This window comes from Streptomyces sp. T028, assembly GCF_048159505.1.
Classification (GTDB): domain Bacteria; phylum Actinomycetota; class Actinomycetes; order Streptomycetales; family Streptomycetaceae; genus Streptomyces.
On record NZ_JBLRVZ010000025.1, the window covers coordinates 26,326 to 41,719 of the forward strand.

Here is a 15,394-nt window from a genome sequence, read left to right on the forward strand (position 1 = left end):
CCATCATGGCTGCTCCGCCATGAACGGCCGGCGCACCGCGTCCGGCTCACCCGCACCCAGCGGCCCCACCAGCGACCCAGGACCGAGCGGCACACCCCAGTCCACGCCCAGCCGCCGGTGCCACAGCATGTGATAAAGCCGGGGCAGAGCCAGCATCCGCGGCACCCCGCACTGCGCCACGCCCTCCATCAGCGGCCGCGGCCGGGCGAAGGCCTCGCTCAACGCGGCCTCCACACCCGCATCGCCGTACCGCCAATGGCGCCGCCGCGAGACCCACCGCAGATTGATCAGCGCCACCGCCCCGGGCAACTGCGGCACCGTGAGCTGCCAGCCCGCCTGCCCGCACGCCTCACGCAGCACCGCCAGCTGCCGCTCGAACCGCTCACTCGGCCCCTTCCGGGGCGGGCACGCCACCACCAGCGTGCCCCCGGCCGCGGTACGTACGAAGAAGTCCGGCACCAGCTGCCGCTCCCGGCCCCGCTCGCGCCAGATCAGCTGCCCTGACCAGGCGCTGAAGCCGGTCACACCCGGGTGGAAGTCGAGCAGCATCGCCGTCGCCAGCCGCTCCAGCGACCGGCAGCCCACATGCCGCCTGGTGGTCGCCGTCCACCACCAGGTGACGATGCTGCGCTGCGAGGGATGCCGCGACGGCTTCCACACCTCGCCCCGCTCGGCCAGCGGAACGCCGGCCATCCGCTCTACCGGCAGGGTCCGCCGCACCCCGTACCGGTCCTGATGGAGAACCCGTAACTCCCGTGCCATGAAAGCCCCTTGCCTCACGCGGCCACACGTCCGTCAGACCTCATAGCACACCGCCCGCCTCGCTGCCCCCGCCGCACGACGCCTTCCGGACAGCATCAGACCCGCCCGGCAGCTCCACCCGGCCGGGCGACGACAACCGGCATGCCGTGGTCGCCAACTCGCCCTCTTGACAAGTGATTCGCGATTCGCGATAAACAAATCATGGAGCATGCGGAGGAGTTGCGGCGCCTGTCGGCAGGAGTCTTCGGCAACCGCTACCGGGCCGAGCTCATCGCCGCCCTGGCCGCCGCCGGCGACAGAGGCGTCTGTCTGGGGGACCTGGCCATGGCCCGGCAGGTGCCGGCGAGCGTCTACCTGCCGCCGGTTCACACACTGATCACGCTCGGCCTGGTCCAGCGGGTCCCGCCCGTCACCAGGCAGCGGCGGCGTTTTTACCGGTGCTGCGGCAGCGCCCAAGCCTGGCAGTCACTGGCCGCCACCGTGGCCCGGCTCCAAGAGCACCAGGCACCGCCCGGCGCGGCCTAGCCCGTGCCGGTCAGCATCCACCGCAAGCAGAGCCGAAAGGGGCCGGTATGGCGGCGCCGACAGCACGAGCAGGGGCCTTCGTCCAGCACGCCTCGGCCTCCCTGGTCGGCCAGGGCGCGCAGCTGGCCGAGACGACCATCGAGGGCAGCCCCAACACCCTCGTCTTCTACCGGCGCGATCACCTCGAATGCGAGCGCCGCCGCGCCCAGGCCGCGGCCGAACTCGGCATCGCCGACCTCACGGTCCTCCTCGACCTCCCCGTCGACCTCCCCGTCCGGCTGGACTCACTTCCCACCCGGCTGCGCGAACGGGTCCGCGCCCTGCCTCGGGGTGCCGTGACCCTCACCGGCGACCATGTCTGCCGGCGCGCGGTACGCCCGCTGACTGTGGACCTCGTCATCGTCCGCGCCCGCAGCACCCACTGGGAAGGAGGACTGGCCCGCGCCAGCCGCTTCAAGCCGTTCGCCCGCCGCGCCCTGCTCGTCGACCCGCCCGCCCACGCCCGCGACGAGCTGCTGATGCGAGCCGCCTACCTGGGCATCGGCATCCTCGAGCCGGCCGCCGAGGGCCTTGCCTGGAGGCTGGGGCCCGAGCCCTACCGGCCCCGCCGCCATACCCCCGTCGCCTGGCACTTCACCGAGCAGCTCCACGCCCGCCTGCCCTGAAGCCCCGTCAGCCGGCGTGCTGTGCCGCCCGGCGCGCGGGCAGCTCGGCCCACGCGGACAGGTCCGGGGAGGCGGTGAACCCCGGGAGCTGCTGGATCCGGGCATTCCACACCGCCGAGCTGTCCAGCGCCTGCCGGCACTGCTGCCGCCACCAGGCCGCACGGTCGGCGGCGTCGACCGCGCGCAGCTGCCGCACCCACACCATCAGGGAGGACGTGTTGTGCCCGGCGGCGGGGATCTGCTGCGCCATGCTGGTGAACCGGTCCAGGCGCTCGCCCTGGCACTCCTCGCACGAGCAGGCCGGTGCCTCGTCGTCGAACCGCTTGGCCAGGGTGAGGCCGAGGAAGAAGTCCATCAGTTCCGGGAACAGGACGGCCGGGCTGCCCGGGCCGCCCCCCGATCCCGCTTGCGCCGGCGACGGCGGCACGGTGTGCCGCATGCTGCCGTCAACGCCGAACGCGGTGAAGCCCGCACCCCGTGCCAGGCCGCCGAAAGCGCCGAGGCCCGTGCGCAGCACCCCGACGCCGGGCACCAGTTCCAGCAGCCGTGCCAGCCCCGCCGCGCCGCCGCGTGCATCCGGCCGGCCGCCCACCAGGACCGCCTTCGGCCCCGCGACCCGGTGCAGCACCTCGGCGAGGTACTCCACCGGTCCCGGATGCAGCCAGCCGGCGTCGACGGGCACCGCGAACACCACCCGCGGGTCGCCCAGACGCGTCACCCGTGCCGCTGCCGCCTGCAGCGCGCCGGTGGCCCCGGCGTGCAGGTATCCGGTCGGCGTCAGGGCGAGGTCGGCGAACGCGAGGTGGGCCAGCATCAGGTGTTCCAGCGGATCCCCGAACAGCGGCGCAGGCCCGTTGTCCAGGCTCGGGAAGGGCGCTTCCTCGCTGGCCGCAGCGACGCGATAGCAGCCCTCGTCGACCAGCAGTGCGGCATCGAAGCCGTCCTCCCGCAGCTGGACGGCCTTGGTCAGTGCCCCGTCCCCGGTCAGTACCAGGCCGCTCGAAGACGTATCGACCCGGCCGCGATAGCGCGCCGCGCGTCGGTGGCCGACCTGCAAGAGCACCCGGTCCGCCACGGCTGCGGGAACTGTGCCGCTGAGAGGAAGAGGCGCACGTGCTGTCATGTTGCCTCCGCGCAGGTCGACGAGGCGCAAAAGACGCTGAACGCAGGGCCTGCAGCAGCCCGGGATGCGAGCGTGACACAGCAGGCGCACAGGCCCATCGCTCAACTCCGGGCACAATAACAGCACTTACCCGAGCGAAGGGGCCGCTCAGGTCAACAGCCGCCGACCGGGCGGCCGGACCTGAAGGGAGGAAGCAGCAAGCCGCTGTATCGATCACTGCGTCGGCGAAGACGAAGACGTGAGCGGGAAGAATCCGAAGCGCTGGCCGTGGGCCTCGCGGCTGAACATGTAGACCTGCACCCGATCGAGGATGTCCGAGGGCGGGTCGGTGTTCTCCGCGACGACGGCCTGGCCGTGGAAGGACTGGAACTGGCGTGTGATTCAAAGTGAGTCGGAAACGCAGGCCGGCGTGCGTGACCGCTGCGGGTCGGTGATCATCTGGCGCCCAGCCTGCGAAGGAGCCGGCGCCGTCGGCTCAGGGTGAGCAGAACTGTACCTGTGGCCTGGTGTATTCGGTCTTCCAAGATCACGCCGACGACAGCAGCATCGAGGTCACCCTGGTACGGCAGCGCTCGAAGGCGTGAGACCGGAGCCGGGCGATGCTGGCACGCGTCTTCGTGCCGGATTGGCCACCCCGGTCGTGCTCGACGACGAGCGCCGTTCCGTCTTGACAGTTTTTGCGTCTGCCACAGCCCCCGATCGCGGATACCTGGTGGCTGTGGAGGCGGGCAACGGCGCGACGCGGCGACTGAGCAGGTGATGCCGCAACCGGGCCTGGCCGAACATGAGTTGGCTCAGGCGCCGGACAGGCGGGCGAGGTGGGTGTCGATCCAGGACAGGCCGCCGAGGTCGAGGTGGCGGCCGCGGGTGACGGCGACGTAGGCGAGACGGGCGTCGGTGTCACTGACGGGTTCGGGGATGGGCCTGCCCTGGGAGTCGTGCTGGTCGGTGTCCTTGGGCGGGGGGAAGTCGTCGCCGATCCGCACGGTGGGCCATTCGCGGCCCTTGGCGGAGTGGGCGGTGGAGACGGTGACGTCGGCGGTCTTCTCGTCGGTGAGCTGACTGATCGCGGTGAGGATGGCGTCGGGGCCGTGTGTGTCGACGAGGTTGACGAAGGGCTGCAGGTCGCATCCGGCGGGATCGTGTTCGGCGTACTCCTGCAACTCGCCCCAGGAACCGAAGAGAACGAGTTCGGAATGGGTGGTGGGGCGTCCTTCCTGGAGGTCGCGGGCGGCGAGCGCCAGCGCGGCCAGAGCCTGTGCGCCGCGGGTCAGGGCGACGCGCCGGCCCTCGGCGAGCAGGCGCATGACCTCGGTCATGGCACCGATGTTCGTGCGGCACAGTACCGCGTCCGGCCGGGCCAGATCGCCGACTTCCGCGGCGATGGCCGTGCTGCCAGTCAGCCGGATGGGGGCCTCGGCGAGCTCCAGCCACCGGTTTGCCTGCTCGGCGATGAGCGGGCCGAAGCGAAAGGACTGTGTGAGGGCCAGTTGCGTGGCGTCGAAGCCGGTCATCACGTCGCGGGCGCCGCGCCAGCCGTAGATGGCCTGGGCGGAGTCACCGACCATGACCAGCTGCGCATGGTCGCGCTGGGCGGAGAAGACCTGTTCCAGGACGGGGTTGGTGTCCTGGGCCTCGTCGAGCAGGAGGAAGTCCGCGTTGATCTTCGGCTCGGTCAGGGCCCACATCTTCAGGTAGTGGTCGTGCTCGAAGCGGACCACTCCCTGGTCGGGGTTGTGCAGGTCGGCCCAGGCGCGGCGGGCGAACGGCAGGACCGCCTCGGCGAGTTGGGCGTGTTCGCCGGGGGTTCCCAGGCGGCGCAGTGCGGGGACGTGATGGCGGCCCACGGCTCGGTCGGCCGAGTAGCAGAAGCGGGTCACGGTGCGCAGCACGGCGTAGGACAGCGATCTGGTACTGATCTCGTGCTCGCCGATGCGGACGGGCCGGGTGATGCCGAGCGCCTGGCCGGTCTTCCAGGCGGGCTGGCGGGGGCTGTTGAGACGGCCGGTGTAGCGGTGGCCGAGGGCCGCGTAGGCGGTGGCGTGGGCCGTCTTGCACTGCACGGTGCGGGGGAAGCGGGTTGCCGCGTCTTGGGCGATGCTCTTGTTGAAGGCGAGATAGCGACCGCGGCACTGGGTGCTGGCGGCGAGCAGGGCGAGCGTGGTGGTCTTGCCCGTGCCGGCGCCGGCCTGCAGAGCGAGGTGGTGGCCGGCACGGAAAACGTCGGCGGCATGGACCTGTTCGTCGGTGGGCGTAGGCAATGAAGACTCCGCAGCGAGCATGGAGACGAAGAGAGCCCAGGCGGCCTACGGCCCAGGGGGCACTCACGGAAGAGAGGGCGTTACGGTGCCGCCGGCGAGTGGCTGCGTCGGCTGAGGGCATGGACTGCGCAGGTCAGCACTTCTTCGAGGGAGTGGTCGGCCAGCAGGACCTGTAGCCGGTCCTCCAGTGCGCGAAGGCGCTGCTGTTCCCGCTCGGCGAGGGCCGCAGTCACGCGTCGGCTGAGGAATTGCGCGGGCCGCTGGCCCCGGCAGGCCGCAGCCTGGCGGATGGCTGCCTCATCGCTCCGGCTGAACGCGATATTGAGCCGTACCTGCCCTTTGCGGTCCGGGTAGTGCGTGCTCAGGACATCGATGGGCAGCCGTGAACCCAGGCGGCGCCGCAGTCTGTGCAGGGCGTGGCCCGGGCTGCGGGCGTCCTGCACGGCCATCAGCCGGGTGCGGTCGGCGTTCATGGCCAGCGATACGGCCCGCCGGGCGCGCTTGAGTTCACCGGGGGAGAGGGGCCGGGTCAGGAGGATCTCGACGGCATGGTGTCGCGTCACGGCCGGACCGCCTTCCGCGTGCGGCCCGAGGCCCCGGGGCGCCTGCGGGTGGGCAGCCGGGTGTGGATGTGCTCACGGTGCAGGAGAGGGTCGAAGGACTCCCAGTCCGGCACCGTCAGGTCGGGTGCCGTTGGAGTGGCTGCGTGCTCAAGGCAGCGCTGGGCACGCCAGCGCAGCTGCTCGGCGTAGGAAAGGCCGCTGAGGTCGTAGACGGCCATCACATCAGCGGGCAGCGCCAGTTGGCCGGTGGCAGAGGTGGCGGGCATCAGGGTCCAGGTGCCGGCCGGGGTGTGGGGAGCGAGGACCGGGCGGGTACAGCGGACGCGGCGCCGGGTCAGGGCCACGCACTGGATCTCCTCCACCGGGCCGTCGGCCAGGTAGCGGACGTACAGCAACTGCACAACAGGCCGGGCCGGGCGGCACACAGCTCTCTGTGCCGCTGCCCCGTCCGGCGGGGTGGCGGGTGGGGTGAAGGTCCCGGCGTCGATCAGGCGCCGGGTGTTCACCGCGAGCGCTCTGCGCAGCGCCTCCAGCTCGGCTGCCGCGGGGGCGTCCCGTGCGGGGCACAGCAGGGCGTGCGGGATGCGGCACCAGCTGCTGCCGTCCCCGGCTGGATGGGCGATGCCGGAGCTGACGTGCCAGCGGCAGTCGGCCGGTACCCGGGCGGCGGGGAGTTCGCGCGGATGCAGACGGACCATCTGCGGGCCGCTGCGGTGGTACCACTCGATCCGGTTGCCGCACTCACGGCAACGGCTGTGCTGGCCGCAGCGCATCAGCCGGCTGCTACCGCCAGGATTCACCCGCAGGGCACGACGCATGGGGACGGCAACGGGACTGCCGTCCCAGTTCCGCCCGGAAGTCGAAGAAGGGGAGCGCATGAGGGCGAACCTGCCAGCCAACACGCCGCACATGTGGAATTGGCGCCGCCGTGTCGCCCGGTCAGCCCTCCGTGAGGCAACTGGTGTGCGAAGAGGGGTTCGGGCGTTCGGTGCGGCGTCGCCGTTTCAGGTGATCTGCGACGGCCTTGCCGGTGACTGTCAGCTGTCGGCGGGGCCGGGCTGATCGTGGTCGTGGCACAGCATGGCGAAGAGCTGCTCGAACGGGGTTCCCAGGGCGTGCGCGAGGGCGTGCCAGGTCTTCAGGGTGCCGATGGTGCGGCCCTGCTCGATCTCGATGACCGTGCGCCTGGCCAGGCCGCTGTGGGCGGCGAGCTCGTCGTACGTCCACCCGCGCACGGCCCGCAGACGCGCGAGCTCCAGCCGCAGCGCGTTGAGGTCCGGATCGGGCGGCAAGATCGTCACCTGTCCATCCGACGGTGCAGACCCCTGCCCTGTCAGTGCAGACCTCTGCCCTATTTGCCCAGGTGGTGGCGGCGGCTGAAGGGCAGAGGTCTGCACTACGGTGTCCGCCGCCGCCCGTTCCCCGGCGGACAGCGGTCAGGCATCGAGAGGAGGGCACCCGCCCATGAGGCTGCGCGCGCTATGCCCCGCGACATCACGGGCCTGGACCGTGGAACTGCGTTCACACACAGGCGGGCTCACCTTCGTCTGCCGGCAGTGCCTCGGCGGCGGCCCAGTCGCAGCACCATCCGCTCGCGCGGCCGCCCTTACTCATCTCGCCCGGCACGCCCGCAACGAAGTACTCGCGCCCCACCTGAGGACCTGTCAGTGCCACGAACGAGGCTGCCGCTGGCACCGCCGCCGCCACCGCGGCTGCTCCGGCCCCGTCCGGCTGCTTCTCGCCTGCGAGCGCGGGGGCCGGGTGTGGCGGCTCGCCGACGCCTGCACCGCCTGCGCCGCGGCAACAGCCAACGCCGCAGTGGTCCCCGACACCGCCCTGCTCATCCCGCGGCTGACACCGGCCGCATCCCGCCGACAGCGTCGGCGCAATGAACCGGACGGGCGGACCAGGGTCCGGGAAATGTTCAGCTATCTGGCTGCCGCGCTCCCGGCTGGAGCCTCGCCCGCCACCCGACTGATCGCCCTTCAGTGCGCTTTGCGTATGAACGCCAGCATGCGGGTGAGCCTCCCCCTGGGCCTGCTGCGCAGCCTTCGGCTAGGCGGCAACCCGAGCCCCTGGCAGGAACTGGAACAGGCGCGATGGCTGTGCCACCTCCCCGATCGCGAGACCGGCGAGGTGGCCGCCGTACTGCTGGACGCCGCGCTTCTCGGCCAGGCACCCACCCGCCCCGACCGCTGCAATGCGGCGGACTGGGCGCTGCGCGCCGGTTGTCCGAGCCGGGCCGGGGTGCTCGGTCCGCTCCTGCAAGTGGTGAGTGTCTACCTCACGTCACACAGCCACCCCGAGACCGGCCAGGGACTGAATGAAGCTGACCGGACAGCGCGCGAGTGCGGTATCCAACCCGCAGAACTGCCTCACGTGCTAGAGCAGTTGGCTGCGTTGGGGCTGCTGAACTCGTGGCGCATCACCGCTGATACGGAAGATCTTGGCTGGGTCATGAGGGCTCCGCAGTGAAGGGGAAGCCGAGGGCGGAGCAGAGATGGGTGGAGAAAGGCTTGGTGAGGTACGTGCCGCCCCGCTTTCTGGAGGCGGCTGAACCGGACCCTCGTGGACCGATTGCTCGTTCGCTCCGCCATGCCGCATCCTGCCCGTCTGTTCGGGCCAGGTCACCTGCCAGATCGGACAACATGTCCGCGTGCCGAGGGCCGGGCGATCCACGACATCGCATCGGTCTACGCCGTGCGGTTGCTGCGACGCTGGCGCCAGCCGGGGTCGAATCGGGGCGCCGGCTGAGGCGGAGGGTCGCTCTGGTCGCGGTCGTTGATCTTCATCATGTTGTCAAGCAGCCACAGCATGCGCAGGAAGCGGATCAGCGCGAACGACATGACTGCCTCGAAGAGATAGCGTGCCGAATGCGCATCGGTCTTGTTGTCCAGCCCCTGAGCGGCGAGGCAGCCCACACAGATCACGGCGGTGGCGACGAGCAGCGCCTTCCAGTTGCGTCGCAGTTCGTTTTGGTAGTGGCGCCGCGCGGCGCGGATTCGTTCCCCGTTGCTGGAGAGGTAGATGGAGATCGCGATCGAGCTCAGCCCTCCGATCGCGGAGACGACGCCGGCGGCGGTCCCGTACAGAGAGACACGCTGTTCGGACTCGATCCAGGACAGCCAGTCGCCTCTCCCTGAAATCTGCACAGTTGCGACGTGCCCTGACACCAGCAGAAGGGCGATCACGTAGTCCCACCACACGGCCTCTGACCATCGGTCGACGAGAGACTCCCGTACGCTCACGCACCGCCCCCTATCACATGTCAGCGCAGGTCAGCCCCCACAGCCGCCCGCAGCTCGCCCTCGTGCTCGGCCGCTACGTCAAGGATCGCATCCACCGCTGACAAGATCCGGATGGAGTTCCCCTCGTCGTCGACCGCTGAGACCCGCCGCTTCGCCGTGATGTGATGCTCCGTCAACTCCACGAGGCGGCTGCGCTCTACACCGTCCGCCTCCGCGAACACCAGCTTGGCCCGAGCACGGTCAGCGGCCCCGGGGGCCACCGGCGCGATGTCCCTCAGATCGTCCAGCAGCGCCTGACGGTCCTCGTCCCGCCCTTGCCCCGCGGCACACTGATGATCATCGTGACGTTGATGTCGCCGTAGGCCTCGTGCGCCAGCCGCAGGAAGCTCGCCAGTCGGCCGGTGCGGTTACGCAGCGCCGATGCCTTGTGGTTTCCGATCTTGATCTCGATACGAGACGCCCCGTGCGCAGTCCCCAACCGTTCGACCTCGGCCTTCGACAGCACCGGACGGATCGCCAGCCGTGTGTCGGGAAACAGGTGCAGCTCGTTGAGCCAGGTCTCCAGTCCTTTATGCGTGGGGGCCGAAACGGAACCCTGCATGATGCCCACCACATTCCCGAACGGCAGGAAACAGATCGCAGAAGTGTCCACAAAGCCGCGGCTGGCGTTCTGCTCAAGCTCGCGCCACTGGCCGGTGCTCCAATCCATCATGCTCAGCCACTCCGTGGCGTCCTTGACCCGGTGCAACAGCAGATGATCCTGTTCGCGCACAGTGGCCACCGAGCCGACCAAGGTCACCTCCTTGTCGACCATCCGCTCCTGCAGGGTGGCTGTGGCCAGATCACTCAGAGCCCTGTCCCACTCCATGGGAGGCACCCGCACCTGTTCCCCGGAAGCGCCCGCGACGATCTCGAAGAAGGCGATCGTGCGCTCGGGCATGCGTCGGATGGAAGCCACCGCGTCTCCTCGGTCATGCACGCGGGCCGGCCTCAGGAGAGGGAACGGGCGTGCGGGCGGGTGCAGATGGACATGTGACGCTAGCACCTGGCGTCGCCCGAACGGTCTACAGCACGCCACCCCTCCCGGACGTCCCCGAATATCCCGAATGTACATTCCAGAGCCCGGCAACATTTCGACTGATCGCACGGCTGTACGCGCACTTCCTCGACCACGTCACCGGCGCCCGCAGCGGCACGCCGCACACACGCCCGCACCAGGTCGTCATCGTCGACAACGACCTGCCGTCCCTGCCCGCGCAGCTGCGCCGCCGGATGCACACCATCGAGCTCACCCGGGACAACCCGCTGGTGCCCTGACCCCCACCACGCGATCACGGCGGGCGTGGACCTCGCTCTCGGACACGCGGCCGCGGCGGTGTGCCCTGTGCGGAGACCCGATGCACCGCGGCGCCCGCCTCCTGCCGTCCGGCCGTTCCCCGCGCTCCGGCCCACCAGACAGCTATGCGAATCACTCATAAATGATTCAAAAACCGCATGACTTTGGTAGGATGGGGTCATGGGAATGTCCTTGCCGGAACGGGTGCGGCTGGTGGTGGCGGCGCTGATGCACGCCTCGGGCGAGTCGCAGGCGAGACTGGCTGAGGCGCTGGGAGTGACGCAGGCGCAGGTGAGCCGCCGTCAGTCCGGGGCCGCCGCCTGGAGTCTGGCCGACTGTGAGGCGCTGGCCGTGCACTACGGCATGGACGTCCTGGACTTCCTGGCGGGCCCGACCCGGGCATGCGAGGTGCTGCCCGACGCGCGCCGTGCCGGACGGCGGCGGCCGCCCGTGAAGGGGGAGGTGCGGTGAAGCCGCAGTTCGAGGCGATCGACGCCCTGCTGGCCGCGGCCCGCAACGAGGCCGAACTGCCCCCGGCCGGGCAGCGCCGCGCCCTGCGTGAAGCACTGGACCTCTCCCGCGCGCAGGTGGCCCGGGCGCTGGGGGTGAGTCCCTCCACGGTCGGCGGCTGGGAAGCGGGCCGCGACCCGGCCGGTGACGTCCGTGAGCGTTACGCCTACTTCCTCAACGGCGCTCACGCCAAGCTCGCCGACCTTGATGCCGCCCGGCAGGCCGAGACCGCCGCTCACGCCGGCCTGCCCCAATCCGGGCCCGCCACGTCGGGCGGCGATGCTGTGACGGCTGCCAAGCGGCCGGGTGCAGCTGATCAGCCGTATCCGGCGCCGGAAGCCGACGACGTCGAGGACCTGGGAGTGCCCCGGCCGTGCGTCCTGTGCGGGCAGCCCGCCCGCCACCAGGTCGCCGGATTCCCGCAGCACCTGGACCCCGCCGCGTGCGCGCCGCAACCGGCCCCGCCGGCCGCGAATGTCCCGGCGAGCCGTCCGTCCCGCCCCGCCGCGCCGGTGAGAACCGTGTCCGGCGCCCGCCGTGTGCAGGCCGCCTCCGACCTGCCGGATCCGATCGCAGAAGTCGTCGCGGCCGCGCTGGCCAGGCACGAGGGCGATGTGGAGGCGGCGACGGCAGCGCTGGTCAAGCGGGCGATCCCGGACGCGATGGCTCTGCTGGACGACTGCCGCAAGGGCGGCCGCTACGCCATCGTCGCCCACCCCTGGATCCCGGACATCCTGCGCAAGTCCTCCGCCCGCGGCGCCGACCAGATCTGGGAGGCCCGCCCCAAGTGGACCCGCCCCGAACTGCCCGCCGGCACGCACCAGGTGACGGCCCTGGACATCAACGGCGCCTATCTCAGCGCGCTCAAGACGCACCTGCCGATCGGCCAGCTGGAACACACAGCCGGCAACCACCACGACCGCCGCCGCGCCGGCGTCCACCTGATCACCCCGCCCGCATGGGAGCACGACGCCTACCTGCCCAACCCGATCGGCAACCGCGACGAGCCCGGCCCGCTCTGGGTCACCGAACCCACCCTGCGCCTGCTGCTGCGCCTGTCCGGCCCCAGACACGGACTGTGCGAACCGCCGCAGATCCACGAGTCGTTCACCTCGGGCGCGACCGAGAGCCTGCTGGAGAAGTTCCGTATCGCCCTGAAGGACGCCCGGGAGAGGGCGCTCGCCGAGGGCGACGAGGTGACGCTGGAGTATGTGAAGGCGATGTACTCCAAGTTCGTCTCCACGATGGGGGAGTCGAACTACAACCGGGAGCTGTACCGCCCGGACTGGATGCACCTCATCCGCTCCCAGGCCTTCGCCAACCTCTGGATGAAGGCGCACAAGGCGCACACCGAGGGCCTGACCGTCGTCCGCGCGATGGGCACCGACGAACTCCACGTCATCGGCACCTGGCACCGTGTCTTCCCCGAGGGCCGCGGGGTTTTCGAGGTGAAGGTCAAGGACGTCTACACCGTCGGCGCCGCGCCCGCACACCCGGCCGCCGCCCACGAAGCCGACGACTGAGAACCGACAGGGAAGAAGGACCTTTCAAGTGCCCGAGCGCACCGCCGAGTTCGGCAAGTACGGCGCCAGCGGAATCAAGGGACACCAGGCCATCGCCCGGCAGCTCGACGCCCTCGCCGACTTCATCGCCACCCCCGTCACCACCCGGCGCGGCCTCCTGGCCCGCCTGCACTACCTCACCCGCACCCCCCACGCCCGCGCCGCCGCCCACGACGCGGGCCTGACCGTCACCGACCGCACCCTGAAGGCATGGCTGGCCGGCACCCGCAGCCCGACGAAGCAGAACCTCGCCCGGATCGACGCCGCCTACCGCGCCGTCCGCCGCCGCAACGTCGCCCGCTACCTCCTGGCCCGCCTGGGCCGCGCCGGCCGGGGCACCCGCGTGGAGATCCACCCGCTCAACCAGTCCGGAGTACGTCCCTCCCACCAGCGGGCCGTGGAACTGCGCACCCTCAACATCCGCCACTGGGAGGCTCTCGTCGCGGCCTGGTCCACCGGCGACGACCGGGCCCTGGACGATGCCTGGATCGAGCAGATCGTCGACCTCGGATCGCGATGGGGCCAGTACGAGTACGTCACCAACATCGGCTTCGCCGCCTGACCCCTGCGTGAGTCCGCATGCCGCGTATCTCCCCCCGGCAGCGAGGGCATCGCCCCGGTCGACTGACGAGCCCGCCGATACGGGCGGGCGCTCCAGCGCCGCAGAACGCCGTCCCCCTCATCGTGCAGCCCTGTCGTCGAAGCCCACGAGCATGTGCAGTTCGGCGATGGTCTCGTCGTCCGGCTCGATGGAGCGGAGCGTGTGGGGCATGGTGCGGGCGGCGTCCGCGATGATCGCCGCATCCCGGGCGTCGGTCCTGCCCTCGCCCGGAGGGGCGGGGGTCGGCAATCCGCCGCATCGTCGGGCCGGGCAGATAGGCGACCTTGCGGTCTGCGTCGCGGGCGGCCGTCGGCGGCAGGGCGCCGATCGAGGCGGGCTGGTCGACGATCACCAGCACGGTGCCGTGCTCCGCGGCGAGCGCGCCGTCTCCGTCTTCGCCGGCCTCGACCGCGTCCCTGGCGTGACCGTGTTCCGCTGGCGCCGTACTTGCCGAACTCGGCTGTGCGCTCGGGCACCCCACAAGTCGTCGTCCACGATCCGGCAGAATGCTCACACCACACGAACGGTCGAATCGTCAGGCCGGTAGCGCCCGACCAGGACATCTCGGCAAGATCGTGTTACGAGCTCTTATGGGCGAGTTCACGGGGTTTCCGGGGGGCCTTGTGCCGCGCACCGCGGCCCGGTGATGTGCGGCCAGGCTGCGGTGGGGGAGAGGCGATGTCGCGTACGAAGACGGGCTTGAGGCGCTTCTCGTGCAGCGCGTCTGGGGGCCGTGTAAACCCGGCGTACGGCCCGACTCGTCTGCCGATCTCTGTTTCCGCAGGCCAGAGGCCATATTTCCTCGCTGGATCGACTGTCCCGGTCGAATCCGGGTCTGCGTATTGCCTGCCCTGTCCAACCGGCGGACGGGCAGGCAGGGCATATCGGGCGACCGGTTGGTGCGAGGTGCGGTCGGAAGGCGGTGGACAGCGGGGTTGAAGCGCGGGGACGGGCCTTGGCCACCATGGGTACAGCCCGCTGAAGGTCGCAACTGTCGCGGGGGAATCGGTCGGCGCACATTCCGGCAGAAGCAGGAAAACCGCCGCATTGCCCCGGAAACCGTAGGCGTCGTGGTGCGTGAGGCCGTGTCGACCGCCCTGATGGTCAGCGGGCCCGGGAGCTCGCAGATGGCGTGGTTCGCGCCTGTCCTCGGTGAGGATCCGCGCCCCCCTTCGGCGACGTCCGCGAGGCGCCCGAGGGGGCGGGGCGGCGGTCCTCAGGCCGGGCCCTGGGCTCGGGCGGCCCGCACCGCAGAGCTGCGGGGGAGCAGGCCCGGGCAGGCGGTGATGAGGTCCCGGAGCGCGGCGGTCGCCGCGTCGATGACTTCGGCCGGCACACCCTCGAAGAAAGCGTCGTGCTCGGCCGAGGTGACGAGGACCGCACGCTCGGCGAGCGCGATGCCGTCCGGTGTCAGCCGGATCCAGGTGCTGCGGGCGTCGGCCGGGTCTTCCTCCCGCTCGACGGCGCCGCGGGCCACCAGGCGGTGGGTGACGTTGGTGGTACCGCCGGTGGAGAGCATCAGGGAGCGGGCCAGCTGGTTGGGCTTCATGCGGTACGGCTCACCGGCCCTGCGCAACGCCACCAGCACGTCGAACTCGGCCACCGTCAGCCCGAGTTCGGCCAGATCGGACCGCAGCACGCGGTCCAGGGCCGCGGAGAGGAACATGATCCGCTTGCTCAGCTCCGACGATGCGAAGACGACCTCGGGCAGTTCCGCACGCCACGCCTGCATCCACGCGCCCACGGGATCTGATGTCGCTGTCACGCCTGCAGTATAGGTCACTAGCGCGATAGCTTCATAGAAAGCTTTTGTAGGTGGCTTGCGATGTGGGGAAGTCTCGCTGACACGCACGCTGCCCGCCCCCGCCTCCTTGGCGATCACACCCAGCGGGCCTGCTCGGGCGCCGCGGTAGCGCCGGCGCCACCGATCACGACCCGTGCGGTGGGCAGGCGGAAGACAGCGAACGACATTCTGCGGGGCGCGGTCGGCTCGATTGTCGAACGCCTCCAGAAGCCGGTCGCCCATCCGCGACCGGCCGGACGGCGGCGCAACGGTCGGGGATGTACAGGAGGGCCTGAGGGCCGCATGAGCCGAGGTGTCGGCGACAGGCCGGGCACCCGGCTCGGGTACTACGGGCTCACCGTGCTCGCGCCGCGGAACCCGTCGGACGGGAACTCGCCCGGCGTCAGTACCGCAGCTACCGCGATCGGGCGGCGCACGCCCTCGTCCCGGTGGGC

The 15,394-nt window shown here is 70.8% G+C and carries 17 protein-coding genes and 1 pseudogene; 7 read left to right on the top strand and 11 right to left on the bottom strand.

Annotation, left to right across the window (positions count from 1 at the left end; genetic code table 11):
- Window positions 1–3: 3 nt before the first annotated feature.
- Window positions 4–762, bottom strand: coding sequence for a TnsA-like heteromeric transposase endonuclease subunit (locus ACLZN2_RS23465; protein WP_416980966.1), 759 nt, complete (start codon window positions 760–762; stop codon window positions 4–6).
- Between the two features lie 201 nt (window positions 763–963).
- Here ACLZN2_RS23465 and ACLZN2_RS23470 point away from each other — a divergent pair, with 201 nt between their 5' ends.
- Both ACLZN2_RS23470 and ACLZN2_RS23475 read left to right on the top strand, forming a co-directional pair.
- Complete coding sequence (locus ACLZN2_RS23470; protein ID WP_416980967.1) at window positions 964–1,287, top strand: hypothetical protein; 324 nt, start codon at window positions 964–966, stop codon at window positions 1,285–1,287.
- Window positions 1,288–1,334: 47 nt separating this feature from the next.
- The gene (locus ACLZN2_RS23475; protein ID WP_416980968.1) at window positions 1,335–1,952 is read left to right on the top strand and encodes a hypothetical protein; all 618 of its coding nucleotides are present in this window, start codon (window positions 1,335–1,337) and stop codon (window positions 1,950–1,952) included.
- A 7-nt stretch (window positions 1,953–1,959) separates the two neighbouring features.
- On the opposite strand, the gene ACLZN2_RS23480 is transcribed toward ACLZN2_RS23475, so the two are convergent.
- The 5 genes from ACLZN2_RS23480 to ACLZN2_RS23500 form a co-directional block, all read right to left on the bottom strand.
- Entirely contained in the window at window positions 1,960–3,027 is a 1,068-nt protein-coding gene (locus ACLZN2_RS23480) for a hypothetical protein (RefSeq protein ID WP_416980969.1), read from the bottom strand.
- Between the two features lie 842 nt (window positions 3,028–3,869).
- The gene (locus tag ACLZN2_RS23485; protein WP_416980970.1) at window positions 3,870–5,336 is read right to left on the bottom strand and encodes a UvrD-helicase domain-containing protein; all 1,467 of its coding nucleotides are present in this window, start codon (window positions 5,334–5,336) and stop codon (window positions 3,870–3,872) included.
- 80 nt (window positions 5,337–5,416) lie between these two features.
- Complete coding sequence (locus tag ACLZN2_RS23490) at window positions 5,417–5,899, bottom strand: hypothetical protein (RefSeq protein ID WP_416980971.1); 483 nt, start codon at window positions 5,897–5,899, stop codon at window positions 5,417–5,419.
- Window positions 5,896–6,717, bottom strand: a complete 822-nt coding sequence (locus ACLZN2_RS23495; RefSeq protein WP_416980972.1) for a DUF6083 domain-containing protein — start codon at window positions 6,715–6,717, stop codon at window positions 5,896–5,898. The genes ACLZN2_RS23490 and ACLZN2_RS23495 overlap by 4 nt, the downstream gene beginning before the upstream one ends.
- Window positions 6,718–6,936: 219 nt before the next feature.
- Window positions 6,937–7,200, bottom strand: coding sequence for a helix-turn-helix transcriptional regulator (locus tag ACLZN2_RS23500; protein ID WP_416980973.1), 264 nt, complete (start codon window positions 7,198–7,200; stop codon window positions 6,937–6,939).
- A 619-nt stretch (window positions 7,201–7,819) separates the two neighbouring features.
- Between ACLZN2_RS23500 and ACLZN2_RS23505 the strand changes: the two genes are divergently transcribed.
- Window positions 7,820–8,374, top strand: a complete 555-nt coding sequence (locus tag ACLZN2_RS23505; RefSeq protein WP_416980974.1) for a hypothetical protein — start codon at window positions 7,820–7,822, stop codon at window positions 8,372–8,374.
- A 218-nt stretch (window positions 8,375–8,592) separates the two neighbouring features.
- Here the strand turns inward: ACLZN2_RS23505 and ACLZN2_RS23510 are convergent, their stop codons facing one another.
- The 3 genes from ACLZN2_RS23510 to ACLZN2_RS23520 form a co-directional block, all read right to left on the bottom strand.
- Entirely contained in the window at window positions 8,593–9,090 is a 498-nt protein-coding gene (locus ACLZN2_RS23510) for a hypothetical protein (RefSeq protein WP_416980975.1), read from the bottom strand.
- Window positions 9,091–9,167: 77 nt separating this feature from the next.
- Window positions 9,168–9,368, bottom strand: a complete 201-nt coding sequence (locus tag ACLZN2_RS23515) for a hypothetical protein (protein ID WP_416980976.1) — start codon at window positions 9,366–9,368, stop codon at window positions 9,168–9,170.
- A gap of 53 nt (window positions 9,369–9,421) precedes the next feature.
- Complete coding sequence (locus ACLZN2_RS23520; protein ID WP_416980977.1) at window positions 9,422–10,087, bottom strand: hypothetical protein; 666 nt, start codon at window positions 10,085–10,087, stop codon at window positions 9,422–9,424.
- 92 nt (window positions 10,088–10,179) lie between these two features.
- Here ACLZN2_RS23520 and ACLZN2_RS23525 point away from each other — a divergent pair, with 92 nt between their 5' ends.
- The 4 genes from ACLZN2_RS23525 to ACLZN2_RS23540 all read left to right on the top strand — a co-directional run bounded on the left by ACLZN2_RS23525 (window position 10,180) and on the right by ACLZN2_RS23540 (window position 13,117).
- On the top strand, window positions 10,180–10,464 hold the full coding sequence (locus ACLZN2_RS23525) for a hypothetical protein (protein WP_416980978.1): 285 nt from the start codon (window positions 10,180–10,182) through the stop codon (window positions 10,462–10,464).
- A 199-nt stretch (window positions 10,465–10,663) separates the two neighbouring features.
- Window positions 10,664–10,954, top strand: coding sequence for a helix-turn-helix domain-containing protein (locus ACLZN2_RS23530; protein ID WP_416980979.1), 291 nt, complete (start codon window positions 10,664–10,666; stop codon window positions 10,952–10,954).
- Window positions 10,951–12,516 carry a helix-turn-helix domain-containing protein gene (locus tag ACLZN2_RS23535; protein ID WP_416980980.1) on the top strand — a complete coding sequence of 522 codons (1,566 nt, stop codon included), beginning with the start codon at window positions 10,951–10,953 and terminating at the stop codon, window positions 12,514–12,516. Before ACLZN2_RS23530 ends, ACLZN2_RS23535 begins: the two co-directional genes overlap by 4 nt.
- A gap of 28 nt (window positions 12,517–12,544) precedes the next feature.
- Complete coding sequence (locus tag ACLZN2_RS23540) at window positions 12,545–13,117, top strand: transcriptional regulator (protein WP_416980981.1); 573 nt, start codon at window positions 12,545–12,547, stop codon at window positions 13,115–13,117.
- 123 nt (window positions 13,118–13,240) lie between these two features.
- On the opposite strand, the pseudogene ACLZN2_RS23545 reads toward ACLZN2_RS23540, so the two are convergent.
- Both ACLZN2_RS23545 and ACLZN2_RS23550 read right to left on the bottom strand, forming a co-directional pair.
- Window positions 13,241–13,529: pseudogene (locus ACLZN2_RS23545) on the bottom strand (IS110 family transposase); the annotation flags it as partial.
- An 843-nt stretch (window positions 13,530–14,372) separates the two neighbouring features.
- Entirely contained in the window at window positions 14,373–14,921 is a 549-nt protein-coding gene (locus ACLZN2_RS23550; RefSeq protein ID WP_416980982.1) for a MarR family winged helix-turn-helix transcriptional regulator, read from the bottom strand.
- Between the last annotated feature and the right edge of the window lie 473 nt (window positions 14,922–15,394).